This window comes from Streptomyces sp. 2323.1, assembly GCF_900221035.1.
GTDB classification, from domain to species: Bacteria; Actinomycetota; Actinomycetes; order Streptomycetales; family Streptomycetaceae; genus Streptomyces; species Streptomyces sioyaensis.
This window is the reverse complement of record NZ_LT907981.1, coordinates 430,807-452,974: the sequence shown is the minus strand read 5'-3', so window position 1 is coordinate 452,974 and position 22,168 is coordinate 430,807. Positions and strand designations below refer to the sequence as shown.

The 22,168-nt window shown below is 71.5% G+C and carries 18 protein-coding genes; 5 read left to right on the top strand and 13 right to left on the bottom strand.

All coding sequences use genetic code 11. The features are described from left to right. The first annotated feature begins 79 nt into the window (after positions 1–79). On the top strand, positions 80–700 hold the full coding sequence (locus CPH93_RS01435; RefSeq protein ID WP_006607828.1) for an alpha-ketoglutarate-dependent dioxygenase AlkB: 621 nt from the start codon (positions 80–82) through the stop codon (positions 698–700). A 136-nt stretch (positions 701–836) separates the two neighbouring features. Here CPH93_RS01435 and CPH93_RS01430 read toward each other — a convergent pair whose 3' ends face one another. Continuing rightward, positions 837–1,106 (bottom strand): hypothetical protein, encoded by a 270-nt coding sequence (locus CPH93_RS01430; RefSeq protein WP_096211664.1) that lies wholly within the window; start codon positions 1,104–1,106, stop codon positions 837–839. A 959-nt stretch (positions 1,107–2,065) separates the two neighbouring features. On the opposite strand from CPH93_RS01430, the gene CPH93_RS01425 reads away from it, so the two are divergent. Then, complete coding sequence (locus CPH93_RS01425; protein WP_443031422.1) at positions 2,066–3,142, top strand: S1 family peptidase; 1,077 nt, start codon at positions 2,066–2,068, stop codon at positions 3,140–3,142. A gap of 116 nt (positions 3,143–3,258) precedes the next feature. Here CPH93_RS01425 and CPH93_RS01420 read toward each other — a convergent pair whose 3' ends face one another. Beyond that, on the bottom strand, positions 3,259–5,220 hold the full coding sequence (locus CPH93_RS01420; RefSeq protein ID WP_231977137.1) for an ABC transporter ATP-binding protein: 1,962 nt from the start codon (positions 5,218–5,220) through the stop codon (positions 3,259–3,261). A 716-nt stretch (positions 5,221–5,936) separates the two neighbouring features. Then, a complete protein-coding gene (locus CPH93_RS01415; RefSeq protein WP_096211662.1) occupies positions 5,937–6,368 on the bottom strand; it encodes a protein-tyrosine phosphatase family protein in 432 nt (143 codons plus the stop codon). 245 nt (positions 6,369–6,613) lie between these two features. On the opposite strand from CPH93_RS01415, the gene CPH93_RS01410 reads away from it, so the two are divergent. Then, positions 6,614–7,246: a GNAT family N-acetyltransferase gene (locus tag CPH93_RS01410; RefSeq protein ID WP_093487967.1), complete on the top strand. Its 633-nt coding sequence runs from the start codon at positions 6,614–6,616 to the stop codon at positions 7,244–7,246. 128 nt (positions 7,247–7,374) lie between these two features. On the opposite strand, the gene CPH93_RS01405 is transcribed toward CPH93_RS01410, so the two are convergent. Next, entirely contained in the window at positions 7,375–8,187 is an 813-nt protein-coding gene (locus tag CPH93_RS01405; protein ID WP_096215248.1) for an SDR family NAD(P)-dependent oxidoreductase, read from the bottom strand. Between the two features lie 179 nt (positions 8,188–8,366). Here CPH93_RS01405 and CPH93_RS01400 point away from each other — a divergent pair, with 179 nt between their 5' ends. After that, positions 8,367–9,098 carry a methyltransferase domain-containing protein gene (locus CPH93_RS01400; protein ID WP_096215247.1) on the top strand — a complete coding sequence of 244 codons (732 nt, stop codon included), beginning with the start codon at positions 8,367–8,369 and terminating at the stop codon, positions 9,096–9,098. A gap of 40 nt (positions 9,099–9,138) precedes the next feature. Here the strand turns inward: CPH93_RS01400 and CPH93_RS01395 are convergent, their stop codons facing one another. The 8 genes from CPH93_RS01395 to CPH93_RS01360 form a co-directional block, all read right to left on the bottom strand. After that, positions 9,139–10,161 carry a TolB family protein gene (locus CPH93_RS01395; RefSeq protein ID WP_096211661.1) on the bottom strand — a complete coding sequence of 341 codons (1,023 nt, stop codon included), beginning with the start codon at positions 10,159–10,161 and terminating at the stop codon, positions 9,139–9,141. A 298-nt stretch (positions 10,162–10,459) separates the two neighbouring features. Next, a complete protein-coding gene (locus tag CPH93_RS01390; protein ID WP_093487972.1) occupies positions 10,460–11,350 on the bottom strand; it encodes an alkaline phosphatase family protein in 891 nt (296 codons plus the stop codon). 171 nt (positions 11,351–11,521) lie between these two features. After that, complete coding sequence (locus tag CPH93_RS01385; protein ID WP_096211660.1) at positions 11,522–13,606, bottom strand: SpoIIE family protein phosphatase; 2,085 nt, start codon at positions 13,604–13,606, stop codon at positions 11,522–11,524. A gap of 205 nt (positions 13,607–13,811) precedes the next feature. Then, positions 13,812–15,092 (bottom strand): sensor histidine kinase, encoded by a 1,281-nt coding sequence (locus CPH93_RS01380; RefSeq protein ID WP_093649290.1) that lies wholly within the window; start codon positions 15,090–15,092, stop codon positions 13,812–13,814. Beyond that, on the bottom strand, positions 15,089–15,712 hold the full coding sequence (locus CPH93_RS01375) for a hypothetical protein (RefSeq protein WP_231977136.1): 624 nt from the start codon (positions 15,710–15,712) through the stop codon (positions 15,089–15,091). Before CPH93_RS01375 ends, CPH93_RS01380 begins: the two co-directional genes overlap by 4 nt. Before the next feature lie 464 nt (positions 15,713–16,176). Further along, positions 16,177–16,623 (bottom strand): DUF2690 domain-containing protein, encoded by a 447-nt coding sequence (locus CPH93_RS01370; protein WP_093487978.1) that lies wholly within the window; start codon positions 16,621–16,623, stop codon positions 16,177–16,179. Between the two features lie 17 nt (positions 16,624–16,640). Continuing rightward, positions 16,641–17,141 (bottom strand): hypothetical protein, encoded by a 501-nt coding sequence (locus tag CPH93_RS01365; RefSeq protein WP_096215246.1) that lies wholly within the window; start codon positions 17,139–17,141, stop codon positions 16,641–16,643. Positions 17,142–17,479: 338 nt separating this feature from the next. Further along, the gene (locus CPH93_RS01360; protein ID WP_040901966.1) at positions 17,480–17,698 is read right to left on the bottom strand and encodes a DUF5988 family protein; all 219 of its coding nucleotides are present in this window, start codon (positions 17,696–17,698) and stop codon (positions 17,480–17,482) included. A 372-nt stretch (positions 17,699–18,070) separates the two neighbouring features. Between CPH93_RS01360 and CPH93_RS01355 the strand changes: the two genes are divergently transcribed. Next, on the top strand, positions 18,071–18,787 hold the full coding sequence (locus tag CPH93_RS01355) for a 4'-phosphopantetheinyl transferase family protein (RefSeq protein ID WP_096211659.1): 717 nt from the start codon (positions 18,071–18,073) through the stop codon (positions 18,785–18,787). Positions 18,788–18,882: 95 nt separating this feature from the next. Here CPH93_RS01355 and CPH93_RS01350 read toward each other — a convergent pair whose 3' ends face one another. Then, positions 18,883–21,762, bottom strand: coding sequence for an ATP-binding protein (locus tag CPH93_RS01350; RefSeq protein ID WP_159394947.1), 2,880 nt, complete (start codon positions 21,760–21,762; stop codon positions 18,883–18,885). Positions 21,763–22,168: the final 406 nt, after the last annotated feature.

Below are 22,168 nucleotides of genomic sequence, written 5' to 3'. Positions count from 1 at the left end.
CGCGTGTGTGGTGGGGCGGCGGAGTCTGTCGCCGCCCGCGATGGGAACACAAATTCGAATGCATGGGTACGCTGAAGGCATGCATCTTCAGGGCTCGCTCTTCGACCAGACCGACGAGGTCCGGCTCGGGTCGCTGCGCGGGATGCGCCGGACGGTGCTCGGCGACGGGGCCTGGCTCGATCTGCTCCCGGGGTGGCTGAGCGGGGCCGACGCCCTGTTCGCGCAGCTCGCCGCCGAGGTTCCCTGGCAGGCCGAGCGCCGGCAGATGTACGAGCAGGTGGTCGACGTGCCGCGACTGCTCGCCTTCTACCGGTCCGACGACCCGCTGCCGCACCCCGTACTGGACGAGGCGCGCGAGGCACTCTCCGCCCACTATGCCGACGAGCTCGGCGAACCGTTCACCACGGCCGGGCTCTGCTACTACCGGGACGGCCGCGACAGTGTGGCCTGGCACGGCGACCGGATCGGCCGCGGCCGGCGCGAGAACACCATGGTCGCCATCCTGTCCGTGGGGGAGCCGCGCGACCTGCTGCTGCGCCCGCGGCGCGGTGGCAGCAGCGTGCGACGGCCGCTCGGTCACGGCGACCTGATCGTGATGGGCGGCTCCTGCCAGCGGACCTGGGAGCATGCGATCCCCAAGACCGCGAGGGCGGCGGGGCCGCGGATCAGCATCCAGTTCCGGCCGCACGGCGTGCGCTGACGCGACGACGGGGCGCCGCCCGGCGACGGGGTGCCGCCGCACGCCGCACACCGCGGGTGAGGGGCCTCGGCGACACAGCGAACGGGCCCCCGAGCCGAAGCGGCTCAGGGGCCCGGCAACTGCCGAGGCGGAATGCTCAGCGCCGGTGGTGGTGGCACACCAGGCGCTCGCGGTGCCAGACCCTGATCCAGTGGCCGTGGCGTCCGGCGCGTCCGTCCCGCCAGACGCGGATCCAGTATCCGTGGACCATGTGGCAACGGCCCCGGTCGAGGTGTCGTGTGGCTGTGTGGTCGCCGTGGTGGGACGGGGCGGCCGAGGCGATTCCCACCGAGGAGAGGACGGTGCCTCCGGCGAGGGCAACGGTGGCGGCGCCGAGAGCGAGGGCGCGCTTGAATCCGTCAATCATTGAGGATCGTGCCTTTCTGCATTGCCATGGTGCGAGATGCCCTGCCGACGGCCGGGCATGAATGACCATGCACCTGTGGCGCCCGCCAAATCCGGTCAACACCGATGGCTTTACGCAATGCATAGAGAATGCGGAAGAAAGCAGCCTCTCGCTTATCTGCCGTCACTTCCGGCGCAAGCCGACGGGAATTCCTCCAGGAGCGCCACGATCGCGGCATGACCCGCTTCCCCCACCGGGACCGCCCCGCCGGGCCGCACGGGCTGCGCCCCGCGCTGCAGCAATGTCTCCACCTTGCGTACCCGTCCCTCGTGCGGTGATGGGTCGTCGGGTCAACGCCCCGGCCATGCACCGTCCTTTCCCGGGAATGAGCCTTCGGGGGGGAGAATGCGTCAGCCGCTCCGTCAAGTCGTACCGAAATATGCGCAGTTCGCGGAATGCGGGCGGGCGGTGCAGAGCACCGGCGGCGGCCCGCGCGAATTCGGCGCCCGCTGCTGCTGCCGAAGATTTCCGAACGGCTGCCTTGCGAACGGATGCACCTGGCCGCGCCGTGGGCCGTCGGGCTTCAGACTTTCGGGCTTTCGGCCGATCGGGCCACCGCCGCGCGCCACGACCCGCAGACAGGCCCCGGCCGGCCCCCCGGCACCGTCCCGCGATGCCATACGCCAGCTGATCCCTGACGGCAGCCGCCCCCTCTGATCCGCCGTACGGGCCCCCGACTACAGGGGCTACGTCGATCCCGGCCCCCGGGGCCCCTGCTGCCGCTGTCCGCGGCGAGAGCGGCGGGGCCCCGCGGCCGTACAGGTGATTCCTGCGGACCCATGGCCGGGTGGGCGCTGTGCGGCGTGCGGCGGAGGCCAGAATGGCTCCGCGCCGCCGTGCCACGCCCTCAGGCCGCTTGTGGCGCCGACACCCCCGAGGGCGGGGCGCCCCGTTGGCCCACCCCGACCAGAGGTGTTGAGTTGAAGCACACAAGTGCACCTACGCCCCGCACCGTCATCGTCGGTGCCGGTGTGATGGCCCTGATCGCCGCCACACTCACCCTGCAGAGCGCCGAAGCCGCTCCCGCCCGGGGCCCTGACCCCCAGTCGGCAGACGCCGCCGTACAGCGCGCCAAGGCCATCAGTGCCGCCCTCGGCGCTCGTGGCGCCGGTGCCTATTACGACGCCGGTAAGCACCGGCTCGTCGTCAATGTGACCGATAAGGCCGCCGCGGGCACGGTCCGGGTGGCCGGCGCCGAGCCCAAGGTCGTCAAGCATTCCCTCGCCGCACTGGACGCCGCCCGCGCGACCCTCAAGCAGAAGGCCACGATTCCCGGTACGTCCTGGGCCATGGACCCGAAGACCAACCGGGTGGTCGTCGTCGCGGACCGCACGGTCCAGGGCCGCAAGCTGCGGCAGCTCACGAAGGTCGTCTCCGCCCTCGGTGACCGCGTGGCCTTCCACCGGTCGGCGGGCCGGCTCCACCCACTGATCGCCGGTGGCGACGCCATCTGGGGGAGCGGCGCACGCTGCTCGCTCGGCTTCAACGTCACCAAGGGCGGCAAGCCGTACTTCCTGACCGCCGGGCACTGCACCAGCGCCATGCGGAACTGGTCCGACGAGCAGGGCGGACCGGAGATCGCGGTGTCGGATTCCAGCAGCTTCCCCGGTGACGACTACGGCCTCGCGCGGTACACCGACGACGACATCGAGCACCCCAGCGAGGTCGACCTCTACGACGGCGACACCCAGGAGATCACCGAGGCCGACGACCCGATCGTGGGCCAGCACGTGGAGCGCAGTGGCAGTACCACCCACCTGCGTGAGGGCGACGTCCTTGCGGTCGACGCGACGGCCAACTACCAGGAGGGGACGGTCGAGGGCCTGATCCAGACCAGTATTTGCGCAGAAGCCGGAGACAGCGGTGGCGCGCTCTTCGACGACGAGACCGCGCTGGGCCTGACCTCGGGCGGCCGGGGCGACTGTGCCACGGACGGTCAGAGCTACTACCAGCCGGTGCGCGAGGCCCTGGAGGACACCGGGGCACACGTCGGCTGAACCGTCGGCACGACGGCGAAGGGCAACGCCCCGCTGCACTACGGGGTGTGCAGCAGGGCGGCCTTCCGCTGGAGGATGACGGGCCGCGCCTCCCGTGGGGGCGCGGCCCGTGGTGGTCAGCGGTCCTGGGAGAGGGCGTACAGCTCGCCGAGGAGGCTGTCCTCCTGGGCGATCAGCTGGTCGAAGGTGCCCTGTTCGCGGATTCCGCCGTCGTCGAGGACGATGATGTGGTCCGCCATCTTCACGTTGTCCAGCCGGTGGGTGACCACGAGCGTGATGCGGTCGGCGGCCATCCGGCGCAGCGAGCGGAAGAGCTGGTGCTCGCCCCGGGCGTCCATTTCGCTGGTGGGCTCGTCCAGAATGAGCAGTCCGGGCCGCCGGTAGAGGGCCCGGGCGCAGGCCAGCCGCTGCCACTGCCCACCGGAGAGTTCGTGGCCGCCCCATACGGAGCGGGCCAGCAACGTGCTGAGCTCGTCGGGAAGTTCGCGCAGGACGTCCGCCATACCGACCTCCTCGGCGGCCCGCCAGACCTCCTCGTCGTGGTGGTCATGGGCGTGGGGCTGGCCGAGGGTGATGTTCTCGCGGGCGGCCAGGGGCCAGTGGCCGTACTTCTGCGGTACCAGCCCGACGTGCCGCCAGACGGACTCGGCATCGGCCGTGGCCAGATCGGTGCCGTCCCAGGACACCGTGCCGTGGGTGGGCAGGGTCAGCGCGCTGAGCAGCCGGACCAGTGTCGACTTGCCCGCTCCGTTCGCGCCCACCAGGGCGACGACCTCGCCGCGGCGGAGCGTGAGGGAGAGTTCGTGCAGCGCCGGGGAGGTCTTGTTCGGGTAGGTGTAGGCGACGTCGTCCAGGCGGATCTCCTTCGGCGCGGTGACCGTGGCGGTGCCGCGTGCCGTGGTCAGCGTGCGCACTTCGGAGAGGAAGTCGTGATAGTCGCCGAGGTAGAGGCCGTGATGAAACATCACCGCGCCGTACCTGATGATGCTGTTGAGGGCGCGGCCCGCGGTCTGCGAGGCGACGATGGCGGTCCCGGCCATGGCCAGGGCCATCTGGCCGGTGAGGACCAGCGCGGCGAGTGACGCCCACATCCCGAGCGTGAAGAACCCCGAGAGCGCCGCGGCGACCAGGGTGATCCTCAAGTACGGTCCGGCGCCCGCCAGTTCGCGCCCCTCCACCCGGTCACACATCGTCCGGTACCAGGAGTACAGATAGCTGCGCATGGTGTTGGCGCGCACCTCGTCGGCGAGTTCCGAGGTGGTCAGCCACCAGCGCATCATGCCCCGCACATTGCGGGCGGAGAGCGTACGGTCGTGGACCCGGTAGTCGATCCTGGCAGCGATCACTCCGCCCAGTCCACGGGGGATGACCGAGAGCATCAGCACACCGAGCAGCAGCGGATGCAGGACCGTCAGGACGGATGCCGCGGAGACCAACTGAACCAGCCCGTTGGTGAGGGTCTTGGCGTCGTCGGCGAGGTCCATGGCACGCAGCGCGCCGATCTCCGCGGCCTGACTGCGGTCCTTGAACCCCTCCTGGTCGTAGGCCGACAACTCGGCTCGCATGTGCAGATCGACGATCGTCAGGTCGGCCGCCGAGGCGACCTGCGGGTTCAGCCGCCTCGTGGCCCAGTCGGCCAGGATCCAGGCCGCCGAACCCACCGCCATGGCGACCCCGGCGACGATCAGGGCCGGCATCGCCTCGTGGAACTTCGCCGCCGCCGTACCGCCTGCGACCAGGGGCTTCATGGCTCGTGCGACGGCGGTGAGCATCACGGCGGTGCCCAGCCCTGACAGCAGTTGGCTGACGAGGATGGTGAGCACCATGCGCCGGTCGACCGACCAGGCGAGCCGGGCGGTCTGGAGCAGCGCCGCGGGCACCCGGCGGGCCATCTCCCGCAGGGTCGCGTCGTCCATCGCACGGCGGTGCCGGCGCCCGTTGTAGTCCAGCTCCGGCGGCGGCGTGGTACGGGGCAGCTCGCGCCGGGCGGCGGGGACGGACGGCCGGCGGTCCGTCCCCGGGGCGTCGGAAGCGGCGGCTCGGGCGGGTGGCAGGTGGTGGCTGAAGGTCCTTTTCATGTGATGTCCCCCGTCGTCGGTCGAGTCAGCGTGCGGCGGCCGTACGGCGAGCCGGGCCGGAGCCCGTCCGCTGCGCGCGGTCTCGCGGGAAGGAAGCGCCGGATGCTCATGCCCACCACCGCGGTGACGGGCGTGCTGACGACCCGAAGCCGTGGCGCGCAGCGGCGTCAACCATGGGCCTGCCCTTGGGGGCGAGGCCGGGAGCGTTCTCGAACAGGGCGTGAGCAAGGGCGAGCACAGGTACGGGATTCACGGTTCCTCCAGGAGAGAGCGGGTGGCACTGACAATCGAGAAAACGGGCCTGATCGGTGCCCGTAACGGGGATCCTGGGGCGAATCGTCGAACGTGAATTCGGCACAGGGGTGGGAAGCCAAGCGGGAGTTCGGTGGCGTGCGAGAGCGCCGCGTTCGATTCACTCGTGAGGGTTTGGGTCACTCTTGTGGGGTATTGCGGGGGTGCGGTGCCGCAGGGGGCGGGCCGGGGAACGTGGAGTAGCGGGCGGCCGGAGTGCCCGCGGCTCGCGGGGATGAAGTGCGGCGGTGCAGCCCGAGTGTGAGGGGTGCGGGCGCTCGGCGGCGGTCAGGCCGATTGTCAGTGGGGCCTGTCAGGCTCGTGAGGTGACTGATCGTGTGGAAGACCTGCTGGAGCCCGGCAATGGCTGGGCGGAGCACGTACGCAGAGGGAGCTCCGGCGTGAGGCGGGGCGGCGTGGGCGGTTCAGCCGGCGAAGCGGCGGACGTAGCGCTTTTGCCAGGGGGTTTCGACGGCGTGGGCGTCGTAGTTCTGGCGCACGAACTCCACGGCTTGGCCGGCCGGTACGCCGTCCAGGACAGCGAGGCAGGCCAGGGCGGTGCCGGTGCGGCCACGGCCACCGCCGCAGGCGACCTCCACGCGTTCGGCCTCGGCACGGGCCCACACCTCGCGGAGGGCCGCTTGCGCCTCCGCGCGGTTGCTGGGCAGCCGGAAGTCCGGCCAGCGCAGCCACCGGACTTCCCAGGGGAGAGGGGGAGGTTGCTTGCCGAGAAGGCAGACGGTGAAGTGCGGCGTCGGTCCGTCCGGCAGCGGTCGGCGCAGGGCGCGCCCCCGGACCAGGCGTCCGGAGGGAAGCTTCAGAACTCCCGGCTCGGTGGCTCTCCAGGTCTCGGTCACGCGCTCACTGTAGTGCTGGGCAGGCGTACGGCGGTCGCCACGGTCGCCCCTGCCGTCCCCGTCGGCGGCCGGCCCGAGGCTCTTCTGGGCGTCCCGCCGCCTCCGGGCCGTACTCCTCAAGGGAGTTGGTCAACTCATCTCCTCAGGCGAGTAGTTCAGGCGCGACGGCACATAAACAGATGCCGGAAGCCCGCACCGTGTGTAATGTGTGCTTCCAATGATCAGCTATTACCAGGGAGGGCTTGATGGTTCCGGAACTTGTCAGGGTCTGGGTGTCCGGCTGGGTCATGTCGCGGCGCCGGCCGCGGCCGGTCGAACTGCCCTGGGGGCTCTATGTCGATGTCGGCAAGCCCGATCAGGTGGGGCGTCATGTGCTGCCCGGCGCCGACGAGTCCGCGGTGCGCGAGGCCGCTGCCTCGGTGAGCGTGCCGCACACCTGGCTCAAGGTGCCGATGGATCCGGAGCACGTGGGGGAGTGGCTGCCGCAGGGCTGGGTGGTGGACAGGGCCGAGGCGGGCCATCTGATGGCAACTGACCTGTATGCCACGGATCCGATAGTTCCCGAGGGCTACACCGCGGATCTGGAGACCCACGACGACGTCACCTACGTCCGGGTGCTCGACGCGGCGGGCGAGTGTGCCGCCAAGGGCCAGATCGCCGTCCTCGGGCAGGCCGCGGTCGTCGACTGCGTCCAGACGGAGGACGCCCATCGCCGCCGCGGCCTGGGCGCCTTTGTGATGCGCAGGCTCGCCGACCATGCCGTGGCCGAGGGCGCGGCTCTCGGCGTCCTGGGCGCGACCGATGATGGACGTGCACTGTACGAGACGCTGGGGTGGAAGCAGTATGCACCGCTGGCGGCGTGCATCTACCGGCCTTGAGGGTCGTCCGGCAGGGGAGCGCCTCTCCCCGGGCGCCAAGATGGAGTACGGCCACTGACGCCCCCGACCCGTCCGCACTCCGCACCCCCGCCCTCCGCGCTTTGCGGTCCGCTGCGCTCGGACCGAACTCAGCCGATGAGGGCGTGCGTCAGATGCATCAGGCGTTCCCGGGCGCGGGGGTCGTATGCCTGGTCGTGCGCCCGGGTGTCGGTGAAGCGGTCGAAGTAGCGGCCCGTAGTGGATTCGAGGTCGGGGTCGAGGAGCAGGCGTACGGTCGGCCGCACTCCCTCCTCGACGCCCACGGCGGGCGTCAGGCCGTAGGCGCGCACGCCCTCGGTGTCCATCAGATGCGCCGGGTGAAGGGTGTTCACCGTGACGCCGGTGCCGTCGAGTTCGGCGGCCAGCTCGAACGTCGCCATGATCATCGCGAGTTTGCTGCGACAGTAGGCGCGCAGTCCCTCGTAGTCGTGCTCCAGCATGACGTTGTCGAAGTCGATGGCCTTCTGTCCGATCGAGGCGACATTGACCACGCGGGCGGGGGCCGAGGCGATGAGCAGCGGGAGCAGATCGCGGATGAGGGCGTAGGGGGCAAGGTGGTTCACGGCGAACCGCAGTTCATGGCCCTGCCGGCTCAGTTCCCGTCGCAGCGGCTCGGCGCCCCCGCCCGCGACCGCGTTGTTGACCAGTGCGTCGAGCCGGGGCTCGGCCGCGCGGATCCGGGCGGCCATCGCATGGACCTGATCGAGGTCGGCCAGGTCGGCGAGGTAGGTACGGACGGTGGTGGCCGGCGCGGCGGCCCGCACCTCCTCCGCCACGGCATCGAGACGAGTGCGGTCGCGGCCGTGCAGCAACAGGGTGCCGCCACGGGTGGCCAGGTCGAGCGCGATACCGCGGCCCAGGCCCTGGGTCGCGCCGGTGATCAAGGTGGTGTGTGAGCTCATACCCGTGATCATGACCCGACGGCTCCCGGTACGGGAGTGTGCGCTGGGCCTGGTGTTGCGACCACCAGCCGCCGTCGTACCCGGTGAGGAGGCGAGGGATTCCGCCCGGGGCGGCGAAGTCAATTGCCGTGCCATGAAATGAAGTTGGGCTCAGTCGAAGGCACGTGAATACTGTCGTGATGTTCTCGGACGCCGACGCCGCCGCGCTGTATGACCTGCTGAATCCGTGGGAACCCGACAGCCGGCCCAGCGATCGCTTCTACGACGAACTGGTGAGGGCCGCGGACTCGGTACTGGACGTCGGCTGCGGGACCGGTGCCATGCTGCACTGGGCGCGCGAGCACGGTCACACCGGACGTCTCGCCGGCCTCGACCCGGACCGTGCCGCGCTGGCCCGGGCCCGGCGTCGCGTCGACATCGAATGGGCCGAGGGCACCGCAGCGGACGCGGCATGGCAGGCCGCATTCGGCCTCGCGACGATGACCGGTCACGCCTTCCAGTGCCTGGTCACCGACGACGAACTGCGGGCCTCGCTCGCCGCGATCCGTGCGGCGCTGCGCGCGGACGGCCGCTTCGCCTTCGAGACACGGCACCCGCAGGCTCGTGCCTGGGAGGACTGGAACCCGTCGAACGCCCGCGACCTCACCGACCCGGCCGGACGCGCCCTGCGGGTCTGGCACCGCGTCGAGTCCCGCGCAGGTGACCTGGTCACCTTCACCGGCACGACGGCGGAGCCCGGCGGCAGGGTGCTCCGCGTCGACCGCACGACCCTGCGCTTCCTCGACGTGGCCGCGCTCGACGCGTTCCTCGCCGGGGCGGGCTTCGCGATCGAGGGCCGCTACGGCGACTGGGACGGCGGTCCGATCACGGGACGGAGCCGGGAGATCATCACGGTCGCCCGCCGGATGTGACCGGCAGAAAAAGATTCCGGCCCGCCTACCCAACAGCCCTTCACCCCAGATAGGCAGGCGCCAGCGCGGAAGTCATCAGCCGGCGCGGCGTCCCCTTGCCGTCGGCCGGGACGGTCCACAGGTCGGAGCCGTAGTCGCCGGGGAGGGCGTAGACCAGGGTGGAGTTGTTGGCCCACAGCGCCTGGTCGTCGAGGGAGCGGTGCTCGGTGGTGGCGGTTTCGGTCATGCTGCGCAGGTCGAGGACGTACAGCCGCCAGGGTGCGTCCGGGGAGGCGTGGGCCACCCGCTTCTTGTACGCGAGGCGGGTGCCGTCGGGGGAGAGGGAGGGGCATTCGACATTGCGGTGCAGGGTGGTCAGGGTGCGGGCGGTGACATCGCCCCGGACGAGATAGGTCCGGCCGCCGGTCGCCAACGTGGCGTAGAAGCGGTGGTCGTCGGCGAAGGTGATTCCCCAGATGTTGATGTCGGAGGCGTGGTACGGCCGGCCGTCCTTGGTGACGGCGAAGGACTCCAGGTTGGCGTCGATCGCCCAGGTGCGGGTGTCGACGAGGGCGGTGCGGGTGGAGAAGTTCGTGCCCGCGTAGGAGTCCCCGCTGACGAAGACCGTCCAGGCGACCAGATGGCCGGACGGCGAGACCCGGGCGCGGGTGGGGATGCCGGCGGCCGGGAAGTGGTGGCGTTCGTGCAGATGGGAGTCGAGGACGACGGCCCGGTAGGTGTCCTGCAGGGCGCCGTGCTCGGCCTGCAGACAGATACCGGTGGCCGCGGCCGCGTGGAAGCGCAGGCACTTGAGGCCGGAAACGGTGCGTGGTCCCGCAGGCCGGCCGGCGGGTACGGCGGCGATCTCGTCACGGTGCGGGCCCCAGGCGAGGTTGCGCACCAACAGCTGACGCCCGCCGGACGGTTGCAGCGCGACGGCACCGGTCCGTACCGGCGGACCACCCGCCTGGTCCTGGTCCCGCGCGTCGGACCGGTCGGCGGCACGCAGCACCGCTGCGGTGCCCACCGTCCCGAGCAGGACAACGGCGGCCAGCAGGATGACCAGGCGGGTGGTGCGGTTCATGCGGACACCTCATCGTCGGTACGGAGAGCGAGCGGGCCCGCACGGCGCCGGCGGCCGGCACGGTGGCGATCCCGGCGAGCACCAGGAGAAAGCCCGCGAGTCGAGCGGTGGTGGCACCAGCATGCGTGCCACCGGCTGGCGGTTGTGGCACCAACAGGCGTGCCACCGGCTGGAGTTCAGCGGCACTCCCGGCCCGGCACCTCCAGTGATGCCCGGCCGGGGCGCCGGTCACACCGGTACGGGGACCGGTGCGTGGCGCGTCGCGGCACGGCCGACGGCCGTGCCGCGGCCACCTGCGTCAGTTCCAGATGCCGGTGATGTCGGAGGCGCCGGCGGCGTTGCCGGCGTGGGTGGTCAGACCGGCCAGGTCCTCCACCGTACGCAGCAGGTTGTAGTGGTTGTAGGTGGTGCTGACGGAGCTGCCGGGGGCGACGTGCTCTCCGTACAGGACCGTGGGGATGCGGTTGCCCGACTGCTTGTTGTCCTCGTCGAAGGTCACCGCCAGGACGCTGTTGTGGGTCTTCGCCCAGGTGGCATAGGCACCCAGATTGTTCTGGAGCCAGGTGTCGCCGGTGGACACCGAGCAGTCGTGCATGTCGTTGCACAGGTTCGGCACCACGAAGGAGACCTTCGGCAGGGTGGTGTAGTCCGTCGGGAACTGCGCCATGGTCTTCGCGGTGCTGGTCGGCACGTTGGAGAAGCCGAACCAGGGGTTGTGCTTCTGTGCGTACTGGCCGCTGCTGCAGACCGTCGAACCCTCGCTGGGCAGCGACTCGTTGTAGCTGGCCCAGGTCTTGCCGGCGCCGATCAGCTCGGAACCGAGGTTGGCCGCGTTGATCGAACCGACGCCGACGCAGCTGTCGTCGGTGCGGCCCTGGTTGGAGCCGGAGAAGAGCATGTAGTAGTTCGGCTCACTGGGGTGGGTCAGGGCGTACGACTGGGTGAGGTTGGCGCCACCCGCCTTGAGCGTGTTGTTGATGTACGGCGCACTGGAGCTGCCGATCACCTGCGTGTACGCGTGGTTCTCCAGTACCACGACCACGACGTGGTCGGGGGCCGGAAGACCGGCGGCCTGGGCGGTGGAGCCGGTGGCGGCCCACAGGCCGAGCGAGGCGGCGGTGAGGGCCATGGCCCCGGCCAGTGCGGTGAGGGTGCGACGGCTGCGCGGGGGAGCCTGGTGTTCGGTCATGACTGTCCTCCTGGACAGAAGTGACGAGCGCGGGGGGTGGGGCGCCGTAACCTTAGAAGCCGCGCACGCCGCCGGCCGGGTCCGGCGGGTGAAGACCAGGCGAACGCTTGCCGCCCACAATCGGCCATGTACGGCGCGCACTTCCAGCCAGGGTCGGACGAGCCGCCGTGGTCAGCCGACGGCGCGGGCGATGAGCAGGGCGACATCGTCGTAGTCGTCGGGGTGCCGCAGGGTGCGCAGGAGGTGGTCGCAGGTCTCCTCCAGGCTCAACCGGGGGGTGTCCAGCAGGCCGAGCAGGACCTGGAGCCGGGTGTCGATGTCCTGGTCCCGGGTTTCGACCAGGCCGTCGGTGTAGAGGACGAGTTGGTCGCCGGGGGCCAGCGCAACGGTGGTCGCGTGGAAGGTGACGTCACCCACGCCGAGCGGGGCACCGGTGGGCAGGTCCAGGAGTTCGGGAGCGCGGCCGGGCCGGACGAGAACGGGGGGCAGATGGCCGGCGGTGGCGATGCGGCACTTGCTGCGGTGCGGGTCGTGGACGGCGTAGACGCAGGTCGCGATGGACTGTTCCAGACCGGTGCTGCTGCGGTCGACGTGCTGGAGGACCTGCGCGGGGTCGAGCCCGAGATCGGCCAGCGCACGGGTGGTGTTGCGCAGTTGGCCCATGGTGGCGGCCGCGTTGATGCCGCTGCCCATCACATCGCCGACCACCAGGGCGGTCTTGTCGCCGGCCAGCGGGATCACGTCGTACCAGTCGCCGCCGACCTCGCTGGCCGCTCCGGCGGGCTGGTAGCGAGAGGCGATCTCCAGTCCCGGCTGGGACTCCGGACGCTGCGGCAGCAGGGTGCGCTGGAGGGTGAGGGCGGTGGTGCGTTCCCGCTGGTACCAGCGGGCGTTGTCGATGGACACCGCGGCCCGGTTGGCCAGCTCGCCGGCCAGCACGAGGTCGTCGTCGTCGAACGGCAGCGGATTGCGCAGGCGCTTGAGGTCGAGCGCGCCGAGCACGGTGCCGCGGGCGATCAGCGGCACCGCCATGTACGAGTGCAGCCCGGCACGGGTCAGACGGGCGGCGGACTCCTCGTCGCGGGCGATCTGCGGCAGCTCGTCCGGAGTGACATGCTGCACGAGGACCGGGGTGCCGGTGGTGACACACCGGGTGACCAGCCGGTCCGCCTCGTAGCGGGCGGGTTCGCCGACGGGGTCGGCGGCGTCGACCGCTTCCGTGTCGTAGGCCGCCGCCACCGCCAGCGCACGGAACACCGACGGCCCGGCCGTGGAGGCCCCCGGGCCGGGGGCGTGGTGCAGGGTGGTGTCGAGGATGTCGACGGCGGCCACGTCCGCGAGGTCCGGGACGACGAGATCGGCGAGCTCCCGGGCGGTCTGCTCAAGATCGAGAGTGGTGCCGATGAGCACCGAGGCATCGGCGATCAGCGCCAGCCGCTGACGGGCGTGGTACGCCTCGGTGGCCGCCCGGTGCCGGTCGGTGACGTCGATCACCGATATGGCCACCCCCAGGATGGTGCCGCCCGGAGCCTCCAGCCGGTAGTACGACGCCGACCAGGCGTGATCGTGGTCGGGGTCGGCGGGGGTCCGGCCCACGACCGACTGATCGACCTGCGGGACACCGGTGGCCAGCACCTCGTGCATCACCGCCTCGACCGCCTCGGCGTCGAGGAAGGGCAGCGCCTCGCGGACCCGTCGGCCGATGTGCGCCTCGGCGGGGATGCCGTTGATGCGCTCCAGCGCAGGATTGACGGCCACATAGCGCAGGTCGGTGTCCAGCACGGCCAGACCGATGGGCGACTGCGAGACCAGGCGGGTGGAGAGGGCCACATCCCGCTCCACCTGGCGCAGGGTGGCCTGGTCGGTGGCGAGCCCGAGGGCGTAGACGTCGCCGCTGTCGTCGGTGAGCCGCATATTGCGGAACTCCAGCAGCCGGGTGCTGCCGTCCTTGTGCCGGACGGGGAAGATCCCGGCCCAGGTCTCCCCGCTGTCCATCACCCGGGCGAACAGCTGGAGCACGCGGTCGAAGTCCTCCTCGGCCACCAGCAGCCGGGCCGCGTACTGGCCGAGTGCCTCCCGGGCGGTATAGCCGAGGAGCTGCTCGGCCTGCGGGCTCCAGAGCACGATCCGCCCGGACGCATCGAGGACGACCGCCGCGACGGCCAGCACGTCCAGCAGGCCACGCGGTGGCGGCGGCCCGGCCGAGGCGCGGCCCTCGGACGGGCCGAGATCGGCCTGGAACCCCTCGGTGTCCATACCAGCCGCTCCTGATGCCGCCCGCCGCAACGACGTACGGCCCCTCTGGCCTCGCTCACCCGACACCCCTGAAGACCAGGGGTGCCTTCATCCTCTCTCGACACCGGTGGCTCCCGCAGCTTCACGGGGCGGCGCCCGGACGCCCCACCGGCCCCCCGTCGCGGGGTGGCCGGGCACGGAGCGCGCCCCCGCGCGGCGTCCCCGGTCAGTGCGCGGTCGGCTCGTCCGGGGCGACGGTGAGTTCGGCGACGGCCCCGCCGTCGGGCGCGTTCGAAAACCGCAGCGTGGTGCCGAGCACCCGGGCCTGCCCGATGGCGATCGTCAGCCCCAGACCGTGCCCGGCCTGCTTCCCGCTGCCCGGCCGGCTCCGGAACCGCTGGGGGCCGTGGGCGAGCAGCTCCTCGGGGTAGCCGTCGCCGTGATCCCGAACGGTGATCACCGGCCCGTCCACGGTCACCGTCACCGGCGGCCGGCCGTGCTTGTGGGCATTGCCGACGAGGTTCCCCAGGACGCGCTCCAGCCTGCGCTGATCGGTCTCCACCCGGGCGTCACGCACCACCCGCACCTCGGCCGCCAGCCCCGTCGCCCGTACCGCGCGCTCGGCCAGCGGCCCCAGCGGATGCACATCGAGGTCGGCGCGCTCCACCTCCGCGTCGAGCCGGGAGATCTCCAGCAGGTCCTCGGTCAGCCGGCGCATGGCCCGGACCCGCTCCTGCACCATTTCGGTGGGCCGGCCGGGCGGCAGCAGCTCGGCGGCCGCATGCAGACCGGTGAGCGGGGTGCGCAGCTCATGGGCCACATCGGCGGTGAAACGCTGTTCACTGTTGAGCTTGGTCTGCAGACTCGCGGCCATCGCGTCGAGCGCGGCGGCCACGGCGGCGGGCTCGTCCCGGGCGTACCCGGGGCGCAGGCCGCGGGGGTCGTCGACCCGGGCGTCGAGATCCCCGTTGCTGATCCTGCGCGCCACCTGCGCGGTGCGGTGCAGACGCCGCGTGACGCCCGAGGCGGCGTACAGCCCGACGAGCAGCGTCAGGAAGATCGCGACGGCCGCGGAGCCGATGATGGCGCGGTCCAGCCCCTGGAGGACCGCGGCCCGCTGGGTGTAGTCCTGCCGGATGGCCAGCGCCGTGCCGTCGGCCGGGGCGACCGCCCACATCACCTGACGGTCGCCGTGCCGGCCGAGCTGGGTGCCGCGCTCGCCCCGCTGCGCCATCGTGCGCAGCGCCGGCGGCAGATCCGAGGGGTTCACCGCCGCATTGCGGCCGAGGGGCTCACCGTCGACGTACGCCTCGACCACCGAGTCCAGCTCGACCAGGGCCGCCTCGCGCGCCTGGTCCGCGGTCTGCCGGCCGACCAGGACATGGACCAGCACACCGAGCACCGTGGCGAGGAAACAGCACATGACGACGGTGAAGAAGGCGGCCTTCCACCGCAGCGTCGCCGTCCACGCGAACAGGCGCCGGCGCGCGGACCTACCGGCGCTCACGACGCGCTCTTCGGGGGCGCGGTCCGAGCGACCTCATCGAATTCCATGACCCGGAGGATCATGGCCTGGGTGCGCTTGTCCCAGGAGTAGACCGTGCGCATGTCGTAGCCGGGCGTTCCGGTCGGCTCCCGCAGGATCACATCCCCGCCGGTCACCTCCACCGACAGCGGGGTGGCACCGGCGTCCATGATCCGGGTCACCACTCCCTCCTTGAGCATGAAGACCCACAGCGCCAGGACGTGGTCCGCGCCTTCGATGCCGACGATCAGCTCGTCCTTGCCGTCGCCGTTCAGATCCCGGTACTGCGGATCCCGTACGGGGCACCGCTTCCGGTCGGTGGCACAGTGTTCGATCTTCTCCGTGGTGGCCTGGTCGAACTGCGGTGAGCCGTTGTCTTCGGAGCCCGCGAGGACCTGCGCGTTGACGACGGTGAGCAGGGGCACGGTGCGGATGTCGCCGGACGGGACGTGCGGCACCCCGCGAAGCGGCGCGGGCTTCTCGGGCGCACCGACCTCATCCTTGGAGGGCTGCGGGGCCGGCGGGCGTTCGGGCCACAGCCGCGCGGGAGCCGAGGCGGCAGCGGTACGCCCCGCGCTCTTGGGCTCTCCGGCCCCTTCCATGCACCCGCTCAGCAGCAGGCCCCCGACCGCCACGCCGAGAACCGGCGGCAGGACCCGTATGCGACCGGGAACCGGCCGGGAGCGGGGGAGGGACACAGCATTTCCAGTCGGTTCAGCGGGAAGGTCATGTGACACACGATGGTGGCTGCTCACTATTGCAGCAATCCCGCGGAAGTGTAACGAAAGGATATGCAGCGACAAAAGGCGCGCTCGCCCGGCAGATTTCCGTAACCGGGCAAACGCGCCTCGAAATGCTCACGGCCGGCTCAGGGGCTTGCCGGCATCCGGGACCGTCCGGCGCACCGTGCTGTACGGGCCGATATTCCTCGACGTGAGGTGTTGATTGCGCCTGCGGATTGTGCCGGGACGTCAGACGCCCCGGCACCCGGCAGCACTCTCCGCCAGCAGCCGGGCCACCGCCCCCACTTGAAGGGACGGACGAGCCCGTCTCCGTGCACGGAGGGTCAGTACCCCTCCGTGCACACGATGTTGCCGTTGCGCCGTTCCAGACAGGCCCAGGCCTTGATCCCCTTGTCGTTGACCATGGCGGTGTACGCGGAGGTCCGGCCGGCGGCCACCCTCGCCGCGTAGCACGAGGGGTGCCGGCAGGCAGCACCGCCCTTGTTCCGCGCCTCGATACGGTCACCGGCCCGCGCACGGGTGACACGCACCCACGCCGCACGACAGGTGGGGCTGTACCGCAGTTCGAGCAGCGGACCGATCTCTGCGGTGCGGCGGACGGTGCGCGCATGACGGTCGCAGCCGGTGGCCGACGGGCTCTTCCCGGCGCAACCGCTGCCCGAGCAGTGCGCGGTGACCTCGGCGGGAGCCGCGTATACGGGCACGGTCACGGATCCGGTCAACAGGAGGCCGGCGGCCGCGGTGACCGCGAGGCGTATTCGGGCGCTCATGATGTCTCGTCCCCCCGTCACTTGTAGGTGATGTCCCAGTGGCTGCTCTCCCGGGCGTAGATGTTGCCCGCGGAGGACTTGTACATGGGTGCGCCGTCCCCGCGCTTACCGGCGTACCGGAAGGTGTGCTTGATGTAGTTGGTGACACATGGGGTCGGGGAGATGTCGACCTTGTAGCCGTTCCAGTGGCTGTACCTGCCCGACGCATGACCGGTCTCGGTGCCGCCGGTAATGGTGACCGCACAGTGGCTGGCACGCTTGAAGGCGATGATCCCGTTGACCGTGCCGGAATTGATGCGCGAGAAGGACGTGCACCGGCGGTTGTTGCGGTCCGAGCAGTGACCGCTGGAGGTCCAGCTGATGCCGGCCGCCCGCAGCGTCCGGGCGGCCTGGGCCTGGGTCAGCTTCGTACCGCTGGCGGCCGCGGCGTCCGCGGTGACGAGGGGCGCGACGACCGCGACCGCGGTCAGGGCGACCGCGGCAAGGCGGCTGCGGGCAGACAGGTGTGTGGACAGCATCGAGTTCCCTTCGTGAGGACGGTTCGAGGTGGGCCGGCCGGACTCGCACCGCGGGGACCGTCGCCGGACGGCCGGTACGAGCCGGACCTCGCCGCCCACCTCGCCACCGAGCATGTCGCCGGGGCGGCCGGGGGAACACCGTCGCCGGCCAGGAAGGGAACGCGTGGGACGACATAGGCGCTGAGCTGCTGGGACGTCGGGGCACCTGAGGAGATCGTGGGACGCCGGACGCCCCTGCGCGACGGGAACACCGCAGCGCCCGCCGCCCGTGCCGGCACGGACGGCAGCCGGGCGCCCGTACGTCCTTCGGGCACCCGGCTCGCCTCCGGCCGGCGCGGTTACTCGGCCACGTAGGTGCAGCCCGTCCAGACGAACACCTGAAGCGTATGACCGTCCTGCCGGACCCGTTCCGCCGTCGGCTCGAAATGCTCATAGCGGTTTCCGCAGAGCAGCTTGAGCGGGGACGTCATGTCCGGCACATAGCGGACCCGCTCCTCGTCGGGGACGTAAGTGGTGGGGCCCCCACGAAGCAGTGCGTTCATTTCGTTCATCAGCATGGTCAACTGCCCTTCTTCGAGCCCGTTCGACTGCGTAACGACCGATTTTCGGGGTGACGAATCGCTGGCCGCCATTGGAGCAGCGCGACGCTCGGGAAATCCCTAAAGGGCCGGGCTCAGGGACGCACCGCCGGCCGGTGTGCTCCATCGGTATACGAAGCAGGCAGCCGTGCCCGCCCACGCTGCCGAACGGCCCCGTACGGCGCGGAAAGTCTGGGCATTTCCCCGGGACTTGAGGTGTGACCGGTCACTGCGGTGGTTCCGCCCGGCCGCGCGCTCTAGTCTCGGGCCCTGCAGCGCCGTGAGGTACTGCTCCGCGCCGCCGCCCAGCGAGGCGCACCCTCACCGGCGCACAGGACAGGAGACACCGCGATGATCGACGAGTTACTGCCGGAGACGGTCTCTGCGGCGGAGCTCTTCGGTGAACCGCCGGCCGGGGCGCTCCTGCCCGAGGAGGAACCGCACGTCTCCCGCGCGGTCGACAAACGCAAACACGAATTCGCGGCGGGCCGCTGGTGTGCCCGCCGGGCGATGGCCGGGCTCGGCGCGCCGCCCGTACCGATCCTGCCGGGACCGCGCGGGGAACCGCGCTGGCCGAGCGGGCTCGTCGGCGCCGTCACCCACTGCGAGGGGTACGCCGCCGCGGTCGTCGCACGGTCCACGGAGGTGCGCGCGCTGGGCATCGACGCCGAGCCGGCGGAGCCGCTGCCGGACGGGGTCCTGGAGGCCGTGGCGCTGCCCGGGGAACGCGCCGGGTTTCCCCGCAACCCGTCCGGTGCACGGCCGTTGCCCTGGGACCGGATGCTGTTCAGCGCCAAGGAGTCCGTATACAAGGCGTGGTTCCCGATGACCGGGCGCCCACTGGAATTCGAGGACGCATTCCTCTCCTTCGACCCGGACGACCAGACCTTCACCGCGCGGCTGCTGGTGCCCGGATGGCGGCTCGGCGACGAGGTGCTGACCGGCTTCCAGGGGCGCTGGGCCGTGCGGGCGGGCCTGATCGTGACCGCGGTCGTCGTCCCCGCCCCCCAGGAAGGGCGGACGAGCCCGGCGCACGGGTCCGGGGCCGCCACGGAGGCTGCGCGGTGACCGGCCGCCGCGCCACGGCCGCCGTGGAGCCGGGCCGGATGGTACGGAGGGCCGCTCCCCGCCGGAGGGTGCCCGGACGCCCTACGCCCGCAACATCACTTCGCTGCCCGTTCGGGGTCGAAGAACGACCCCAGACCCCGGCGCCCGGACACCCCGAGCTTGCGGTACACGGACGTCAGATGCTGCTCGACGGTGCGCTGGGTCACGAACAACTCCTCGGCGATCTCCCGGTTCGTCCCACCCACCGCGGCCATCCGCGCCACCTGGGCCTCGCTCGGGGTCAGCGACTCCACCCCGCTCGACGTGACCCGGCGCGGCCGGGCGCCGGTGGCCAGCAGTGCGTCATTGGCCCGGACGCGCAGCCGGGCCGCGCCGAGCGAATACGCCAGATCGAGCCCCCGGCGCAGCGTCTCCCGGGCCGCTTCCGTGTGTCCGCACGCATGCAGCGCGGAGCCGTAGTCGACCAGCGTATGGGCCAGTTCGAGCCGCGCCGGGGAACCGTCGAGGGCGGACAGCGCCTCCTCCAGCATGCCTAGCTTCCGCGGGCCGGTCTCCGTCGTCGCCTGGAGCCGCAGACCAGCACCCAGCGCATCGGTCAGCCGCCCCTCCCGGGCGCGTTCCACCGCCTCCTCGGCGAGCTCCCGGGCGGGCGAGAGCGCCCCCAGGGCGAGATGGGCACGGCCGGCCCAGGACCACCAGGACGACACGGCAGGACTCGTCCGGGTCCACTCGCGCTGCCGTCTGCCGGCTTCCAGGAGATCCGTCAGCGCCCCCTTCGGATCCTGATGAGCGAGCCGCAGCCGACCTCTCGCACACAGGAATTCGTTCCACTGCCAGGTGTCCAGACTCGTCGACGGGAAGGGCTGGGCGGCCGCCGCATCGGCGCCGGGGAGGTCACCGGAGTCGATCAGCGCATGCACCTGGGTCGCGACCGGCAGCGCCAGCGTGCGGCCCCAATGGCTGGACGGGACCACATTCAGCGCCGACCGCGTGGCCGCCAGCGACTCGGACAGTGCCCCCAGCCGGTACAGCGCCTCGGCCCGCAGCGCCTGGCACAGGCCGTACAGCAACAGCCGCTGGCTCTGCCGGGTGGCGTCGAGGACCCGCTGATAGGCGGCGTCCGCCTCGTCCGGCAGCCCCGCGTACAGCAGCGCCGTCGCCGCCGTGGTCAGGAAGAACGGCGAGTCGACACCGGGCACGCTGCTCTCCAGCACCCGGCGGGCCGCGGCGGCCGCCTCCTGCGCCCGGTTCGCGCGCACCGAGCACAGGCCGGCCCCGGCGGCGATCAGGGCCCGTTCACCAGGGGTGTTGCCGGGCCGGCTGATGTCGAACGGATACTCCCGCAGGGTCACCGCGAGGCTCTGGAGGTCCTCGGCCGACGCCATCAGCCGCTGCCCCTCCAGAAGGCGCTGCCGATCGGCGTCGTGGACCGACGGCGCCTGATCGGCGAGCAGCTGCACCGCTTGGAGGGACTGCCCGCTGCGGACCAGGCCGCTGGCCAGCGAACTGAGCACGCGGAAGCGCAGCGACGGCTCATGGACGTGCACCAGTGCGGCCTGCAGATGCCGGACGCTCGCCTGCGGATCCACGCCCGCCTCGGCCAGCCCCAGCTCCACCAGGACCGAGGTGTCCTCCGGCGGCTGCCCCTCCGCGGGCAGACAGCGCCGCAGCAGATCCACCGCCAGCGCCGGGGTGCCACGGAACGACGCCTCCCGGGCGGCCTCCCGCAGCACGGTCACCGCCCAGTCCTCGGTGGCCGGCAGGGTGGTCAGCAGCAGATGGCCGGCCACCTGCTCGACACGTGCCCCCGCGTCCAGCAGCAGACGGGCCGCGCGCTGGTGCGCCTGCGCGAGCTGCTCGGGCGGCAGGTCCGCCACGATGACTTCTCTGATCAGCCCGTGGTTGAAGGACCATCTCCGGCCGTCGTCGACCTCCGAGACCAGTCCGTTGGACCGCAGGGCCCGCATCGCGGCCGAGTGGGTCGCGTCGTCCAGCCCGGCCAGCCGTGCGCACACCTCCGGCAGGGCGTCGTCGCCCATCACGGCCAGTGCGCGGGCCGCCGCCGCGGCGGACTCGGGCTGGCTCTCCAGGACGGCCCGCACCGCCTCGTGGAAGAAGGCGCCGTCCTGCGCGGTGATGTACTGCAGACCGTCGACCGTGGGCGGCCGGCCGCCGAGCCGCAGCACGCTCAGCAGGGAGTGCACGAGCAGCGGGTTGCCGCCGGTGATCGCCAGGCAGGCTTCGTGGAACTCGTCGTCCGCGTCATGGCCGAAGACGGTCTTCACCAGATGGCCGATCCCGTGGCAGTCCAGCGGACCGGGCCGCAGCACCCGGCAGAGCGGCTGTCCCGCGATGTCACCGAGGAGCGCGGCGTCCGTCGCCTCGTCGCCGGTGCGCTGGGACAGCACCAGCAGAATGGGCAGGCCCTCGATCCGGCGGGCGAGGTGGGTCAGGAAGCGCAGCGAGGCCATATCGGCGCAGTGCGCATCGTCGACCACGATCACCAGCGGCGCCTCGGCCGCCAGATTGCAGGTGAACCAGTACAGCCCGTGCAGCACGGCGTACGACATGTCCTCGCTGGAGAGCATGACGTCGCCGGGCAGCGTCTCCCCGCTCAGCGCCTGCGCGGCCGTCCGCGCACTGCCCGCCAGCAGCCGGGTGAGCTGTGGTTCGTCGAGGGTGGCCAGCAGCGGTTCGAAGAGCTGGCGCACGACACCGAACGGGAAGTCGCGCTCCAGCGCGTCACACCGGGCCTCCAGTACGTGCAGATCCTCGGTGGGGAGCGAGGCCACCAGCCTGTGCAGCAGCACACTCTTCCCGATGCCGACGACGCCCTCCAGGAGCGCGATACCGCCTGATCCGGCGCGGGCGTCCTGCACGAGACCATGGAGGCAGGCCATCTCCTCCTCGCGGTTGACGAGGGTCAACCGGTCCCGTTGGCATTCGAACGCGTCGGTGGGTATCCCGTCGGTCATCGGGAGTCTCCTCTGTCCGCACCTGCACCCGGCACGGTCGTGCCGGGCAGTCCCCTGCGGGCAGGGACGCAGCATCCGGGCGGCTGCCGGCCCCCGGCCGGTCCGCTCCCGCGCAGGCCCCGCGTGGTCCGCGGCGGCGCCCGTGCGCACAGAAATGCTGCCTGTCCATGGCTGTGTCCTTGCCCTCTCCCCGTAGGGACGCTTTCTCCAGTTTCTCCTATATGCGGTGAACGGAAGACCTCCGGGGGTGCCCGGGAGGCGAAGCCTGGGCGAAGAGATCTTCCCGGGGCCACGTGGGCGCAGTGCCGAACACGCCGACTGCCCGTACCTGGGGCGGGACATCTCCGTTCAGGGGCATGCGCCGGGCCGCCGGTGACGCCTGCCCGGGCGACGGCGCTTTCCAGCT